At 39.8% G+C, this 5825-nt stretch carries 5 protein-coding genes; 3 read left to right on the top strand and 2 right to left on the bottom strand.

The features are described 5' to 3' along the window. The first annotated feature begins 129 nt into the window (after nt 1-129). The 3 genes from ACP6PK_RS00150 to ACP6PK_RS00140 all read left to right on the top strand — a co-directional run bounded on the left by ACP6PK_RS00150 (nt 130) and on the right by ACP6PK_RS00140 (nt 1584). Entirely contained in the window at nt 130-567 is a 438-nt protein-coding gene (locus ACP6PK_RS00150) for a DUF4079 domain-containing protein (protein ID WP_094673108.1), read from the top strand. 63 nt (nt 568-630) lie between these two features. Further along, nucleotides 631-807 (top strand): hypothetical protein, encoded by a 177-nt coding sequence (locus ACP6PK_RS00145; RefSeq protein WP_426556721.1) that lies wholly within the window; start codon nt 631-633, stop codon nt 805-807. 255 nt (nt 808-1062) lie between these two features. Further along, a complete protein-coding gene (locus tag ACP6PK_RS00140) occupies nt 1063-1584 on the top strand; it encodes a PEP-CTERM sorting domain-containing protein (RefSeq protein WP_426556719.1) in 522 nt (173 codons plus the stop codon). 822 nt (nt 1585-2406) lie between these two features. Here the strand turns inward: ACP6PK_RS00140 and guaA are convergent. Together guaA and cbiD are read right to left on the bottom strand one after the other, a co-directional pair. After that, a complete protein-coding gene (gene guaA, locus ACP6PK_RS00135) occupies nt 2407-4014 on the bottom strand; it encodes a glutamine-hydrolyzing GMP synthase (RefSeq protein WP_426556717.1) in 1608 nt (535 codons plus the stop codon). A 581-nt stretch (nt 4015-4595) separates the two neighbouring features. Beyond that, complete coding sequence (gene cbiD, locus ACP6PK_RS00130; protein WP_426556715.1) at nt 4596-5753, bottom strand: cobalt-precorrin-5B (C(1))-methyltransferase CbiD; 1158 nt, start codon at nt 5751-5753, stop codon at nt 4596-4598. Nucleotides 5754-5825: the final 72 nt, after the last annotated feature.

The following is a 5825-nucleotide window of genomic DNA, read 5'->3' as shown; positions in this document are numbered from 1 at the left end:
GGGGGGATGGGGTGATTACGAAAAAAGCGCTCTGCACAGTTTTAGCTGTGTCAGTCTACTACAAGCATTGTATGGACCTATCAATGAAAACTGCTTTAAAGTCCAAATATAATCAAAACTAAATTATATATGAATTTACCTTCTTTTCTGTGGCTGTGGAAAATAGCAGCTTGGTCTATGGGTCTTTCCCTATTTGCTTACTCATTATTAGCAGTGACTGGTGGTTGGATGTTTTTTGCTCGCCATAACAAACAAAAACGTCCTCAATGGTTGCGACCATTTCATTATATTATTGGCGGCACAATGGTATTTCTCGTAATTTTGTTACTGGCAATTGGTTTAGTGGGAACTATTGGCTATTATGGTAACTTAGGTCATTCTGCTCATTTACCTGCTGGTTTAACAGTCGTGACATTGGTGTTAGTTTCGGCCTGGAGTGCAACTCAGATTAATGCTAAACAAACTTGGGCGCGATCGGTTCATATCACGACTAATATTATTCTGTTATTTAGTTTCGCGACAGTATCTTTGACAGGTTGGAGTGTTGTGCAGAAATATTTGCCATAACAAAATTTTCCCTAGGTTTAGATATTATACCATCTAAGTTTCCACAGTTACTAAGTCGGGTTAATGAGTGAAGGTACTATAAATAATGTAATGTTCGATCGCCGATCGCAATACATAAAGCCCGACTTTTATCCATGGGATCTACAGGGACTATCGCTACACCATGACAAAGCAAAGCGCAAAGTCAAGAATCAGGTAACTTTACGGAGAATACCAACACTACATCCGCGTAATTCGTAAGTAAAATTCAGTAAAGATTTGGGACTATTTCACTGATTTGATGAAGATTTGATGAAGTTAGCGAAACCCTCTTGACACTAAGGGGGGGCGGAATATGATGAATATGTTGGTAGTTGAGAAATCACCGCTCGCAACCCGACTGAACGCCAACGCGTTCTTTCTGGCAGGCAAAAATAACAACTTTACACAATATACAATAGTCATCTACTTTAGAATGACTTAAAAATTCACCCACAAACCAAAGTAATAAAAATTATGTCAAAATCCATGTCAATCAGCCGCAAAATTGCTCTAACAAACCTAGCTAGCATTTCTCTAGCAGCACTATCAGCACAACCAGCCCAGGCGTTACTGAAATCCTCAGAGACGACATTCGACTTTGTGAGTGGAGAATCTTTAAATATGACTTGGTCTTATGATGACCAGGCGGAGTCCGACAATATTGTTTCCCTAGAGGAGTTGGAGTCGTGGTCTTATTCTTTTTTGTCCGCGGCTGGGAGCGAAATATATAACGGAGTGGTGGTATCAGATGGACTAGTTAACTCGTTGAACGAAACCTATGCTTCTTTTTCGTATGATACTATTTCAGGAGCCTTCAACTCTTTCGATACCGGGGAGGATTTTGAATATTTTGCGAAGTACGAGGGTAAGTATGTATATAATGGTTATGAAGACGAAGATTTGGAGTTGGTCAGTACCCCAGAACCAAGCCTAATTTTAGGTTTTATCACATTAGGTGGTGTTTTGCTAGGCAGCAAAAGAAAGACTAATAAATAAAAAGTGATTGAAACCACGAAGATAGGGGAATTTCCCCTTCTCTTTTCAGTTATCAGTTGTAGGTTGGGTTGAGGTACGAAACCCAACATTCTCCAATTAGATTGGTTTATTTGAAACAGGTAGCCTGAAAGCCAAGAACTCCGGTTGTGTTGGGTTGCGAGATACGCTTAACCCAACCTACTAGACTGACACATATTCAATTGTGCGTTACATTATTGGGGGGCGGGTTTAGCTAAATTTAGGTGAAAGCTCGCGTTAATTTAACGGGGAAACCCGCCCCTACGCCATCAACGTATGAAAAATTGTAGGGGCGGGTTTGAGCAAAAATATTGATACATGATATTAATTCATCACTCGCCCGCCCCGCCCCACATCAAGGTAGCAAGAAAGCCAAGAACTCCGGTTGTGTTGGGTTGCGAGATACGCTTAACCTAACCTACTAGACCGACACATATTCAATTGTGCGTTACATCATTGGGGGGCAGGTTTATCTAACTTTAGGTGAAAACTCGCGTTAATTTAACGGGGAAACCCGCCCCTACTATACAACTAAAATGGTGCAATAGTAGGGGCGGGTTTTAACTAGAATTTTAATGCTTACTCTAAGATTTATATAAACCCGCCCTAATGCACACCTATTAGTTGTTTCAATCTACTACAGTACACTAAAGACAAATATTCAAACTCAGTTAGTATTACTTTTGACTTTTGACTTTTGACTTTTGACTTCCGAATTTCACCCTGGTGGTGTTGGGTTAAGCGAAAGCGCAACCCAACCTACAATACATTTCTAATTTTTGACTTTTGAATTTTGACTTGATATCACTCCCATTCAATAGTTCCAGGAGGTTTAGAAGTAATATCATACACCACCCGGTTAACACCCTTAACCTCATTCACAATGCGGTTAGAAATACTTTCCAAAAGATCGTAAGGTACGCGAGACCAGTCAGCAGTCATTCCATCTTCACTAGAAACAAACCGCAAAACAATGGGGTAAGCATAAGTACGTTGGTCTCCCATTACCCCCACACTGCGAATAGGCAACAACACCGCAAACGCTTGCCAAAAATCGTGATACATTCCTTGCTGTTTAATTTCATCCCGCACAACAAAATCAGCATCCCGTAATATTTTCAACCGTTCGTCTGTCACTTCCCCTAAAATCCGAATAGCTAACCCCGGACCAGGAAAAGGATGTCGTCGCACAATTTCTTCTGGTAAACCAATGGAACGCGCCACCTTTCTGACTTCATCTTTAAAAAGTTTGCGCAGAGGTTCGACTAACTTAAATCTCAAATCTTTCGGCAAACCGCCAACATTGTGATGACTCTTAATTTTTACTGCTACTCGCTCCCCTGTTTTGGGGTCAACATTAGTGTTAGCAGATTCAATCACGTCTGGATAAAGAGTACCTTGAGCCAGATAATCAAAAGGTCCTAAACGTTTTGACTCTTCTTCAAATACTCTGATAAATTCATGTCCGATTAATTTGCGTTTTTGTTCTGGATCGGTAACTCCTTCGAGTTTACTTAAGAAGCGCTCGCGAGCATTTACATATTCAACTGATATATGAAAAGACTCGCGAAATATTTGTACCAAATTCTCCGGTTCATACTTGCGCATAAACCCTTGATCAATAAACATACAAGTTACTCGATCGCCTATCGCCTGGTGCAGTAAAAATGCTAAGGTTGAAGAATCAACTCCTCCAGACAATGCTAATAATACTCGTTTATCCCCTACTTTAGCTCTAATTTCTCGAATTGCTTCTTCCACAAAAGCTTCTGTCGTCCAAGTTGCTTCACACTTGCAGATATGGTAGACAAAATTTCTAATCAAAGCTTGACCGCCAATAGAGTGAACTACCTCTGGGTGAAACTGAGTACCGTAGAGCTTTTTCTCATGGTTAGCGATCGCTGCACAGGGAGTATTATCTGTATGAGCTAATACTTCAAAACCAGAAGGCATTTTGGTCACAGAATCTCCATGACTCATCCACATAGTTGTGCCTTCTTCTACATTCGTCAGCAAATCTGTCGGATCGTCTATTGAGAGAGATGCTTTACCATATTCAGCTAACTGAGCGCGTTTGACTTCTCCGCCAAGTTGTTGTACCATTAACTGCATACCGTAGCACACACCTAAAATAGGTATTCCCAGATTCCAAATTTCGGGATCGCAATGAGGTGCCCCTTCATCGTAAACAGAATTAGGCCCTCCAGAAAGAATAATTCCCTTGGGATTAAGAGCTGCTAGTTTTGCAGCAGTTGTGCGGTAGGAAATAACCTCTGAATATACTTGAGTTTCCCGAATTCGGCGAGCAATAAGTTCTGAATATTGAGAACCAAAGTCCAGAATCACGATCATTTGACGGTTAAACTGAGTGAGAGAATCTGAACTTTTTTGTTTTTGTGTTGTTAGAGTCACGGTTAATATGCTATTATACTAGATTGGTGAGGTTAATTTTCCTTAGTTTTGACTTGTCAGCCTCAGCTTGTCGGGGTATAAGTAGTTTTTCGTGAGGAAAATTTATTTCTCCACACTTTGTCAAAAACTCTAAGAAGCTGTTTGATCGGTACTGCATAGAACAGATCAATCTTAACAACCTAACCCCCCTGTCCCCCTTCCCGACAAGGGAATGGGTGTTTTAAAGCCTCTCTCCCTGTAGGAGAAAGGTTTGGAAAGAGGTTTTTATAAGTTTACAAACAGTTTCTAAGTTTGGTAGGGGTTTAGTCACCAAACCACTACAATATATAAAAGTTTGTATACTATCAATTACCGATAACCTAGTTGGAACAGGTTAATTTGAGTGAATTAATAATGGGGATCAGTTTATTGGCTGAGTTTTTAGCAAACAATGGCTATTGGAAAAATATTTTGATATTTTAACCCAAGAATGATAATTAGCTTTGAAACCATATAATCATTCTAGTTAGGGACACAAAGGAGATAAATAGTGTTTCGCATCCCCATAGACTATTATTAATTCCTCATAAAATACCCTAACTCTAGCTCAGGCTATTGTTAATAGCATAACAAATTTGAGAAAAAACTGTATCAGCGACTTCAGTTTTACAGAAAATTTGCCGATCGCGGTCAAACAGCATCGAACCTACTTGGACCTCTTTTTGACTATGATTAAAAATATAAGCTTGGCAACGTTGGTCAATCTTCGAGGCAATCGCCCCATACACCCTATCCACCCAGTAATTTTCCCCATTTATATCTAAGTTCCGCAGCAGTTTTAAAGCATCCTCAGCAGTATTACAAGCAAAAATTTCTTGTAGCACAGAAGTGGGCAAACCTATATTTGCACAGTGAGCTGTGAGAATTTCTAATCGTCCGTCAGCTAGATAGTGGTGAGTATGAAAAATCCCACCAGCCAATTTAATTAATTTGCCATGATAACCTAATAATAAAATAGACTCTATTCCGGCAATAGCAGCAGCAACCAACATTGGGCCTAACCAGTTAGCTGTTTTGACGGTTTGTTGTAGGGGTATACCCATTTTTCTTGCTATATCTAAACCATTTTCCCCTATACAAAACACCAAACTATTAAACTGCACTGCCTTCTGTTGTAGTTCTTCCTGGTAAGCTTCGAGTTGCCCAGGTACACTCAAAGGTTGAGAAAGTCCGGTAGTTCCTAAAAGAGAAAGACCTTCAACTATACCAAAAGCAGAATTAGAAGTTCGAGTTGCTAATTGACGACCTTCTGGTAAAATAATAGTGACTTTGATTTGTTCATTGGAATTGAGCAAAGGTTGAAGATTTTCTTGCAGCAGTCGTCGCGCGTAACTATATATAGCTGCTTCCCCAGAATGAATATTCTGTCCAATACCTGCTCCACCTATAATTACAATTTGTTCTGAAGCATCACTTAGGGAAACTGTGGCCAATTCCACCATAGCCCAAACAGGAGTATTGTGAGTTAGATCGAGATTATTACCGGGATCGGAACGAGTAATAGCTAAAGCAGTATTATTTTTTAGTAAAGCTACCTGTTCGATAGGGATATCGATAATTTCTGCTGGTTCTAGTAAATTAATTGATACGGTAGACAAAGACGAGATATTTTGATGTAGCCAACGGAGGGCAGCTACAGCGGTAGCACAAGCGAATACAGGTAGAGTATATCCAGAGCGAGGATTCAATTCAAAATTCAAAAGTCAAAAGTCAAAAGTAAGAATTAATCAATTATAATCAGTTCCAAAGTCAAAAGCAATGTCAATTCAAAA

The organism is Dapis hubbardiae BLCC-M172 (genome assembly GCF_050016015.1).
Taxonomy (GTDB): Bacteria; Cyanobacteriota; Cyanobacteriia; order Cyanobacteriales; family Microcoleaceae; genus Trichodesmium.
The sequence above is the reverse complement of the archived record's forward strand: the minus strand, read 5'-3'. Positions and strand labels throughout refer to the sequence as shown.

Coding starts and splice junctions, on each gene's coding strand:
- ACP6PK_RS00145 (WP_426556721.1), top strand. CDS start 631: ATGAGTGAAGGTACTATAAATAATGTAATGTTCGATCGCCGATCGCAA.
- ACP6PK_RS00140 (WP_426556719.1), top strand. CDS start 1,063: ATGTCAAAATCCATGTCAATCAGCCGCAAAATTGCTCTAACAAACCTA.
- ACP6PK_RS00150 (WP_094673108.1), top strand. CDS start 130: ATGAATTTACCTTCTTTTCTGTGGCTGTGGAAAATAGCAGCTTGGTCT.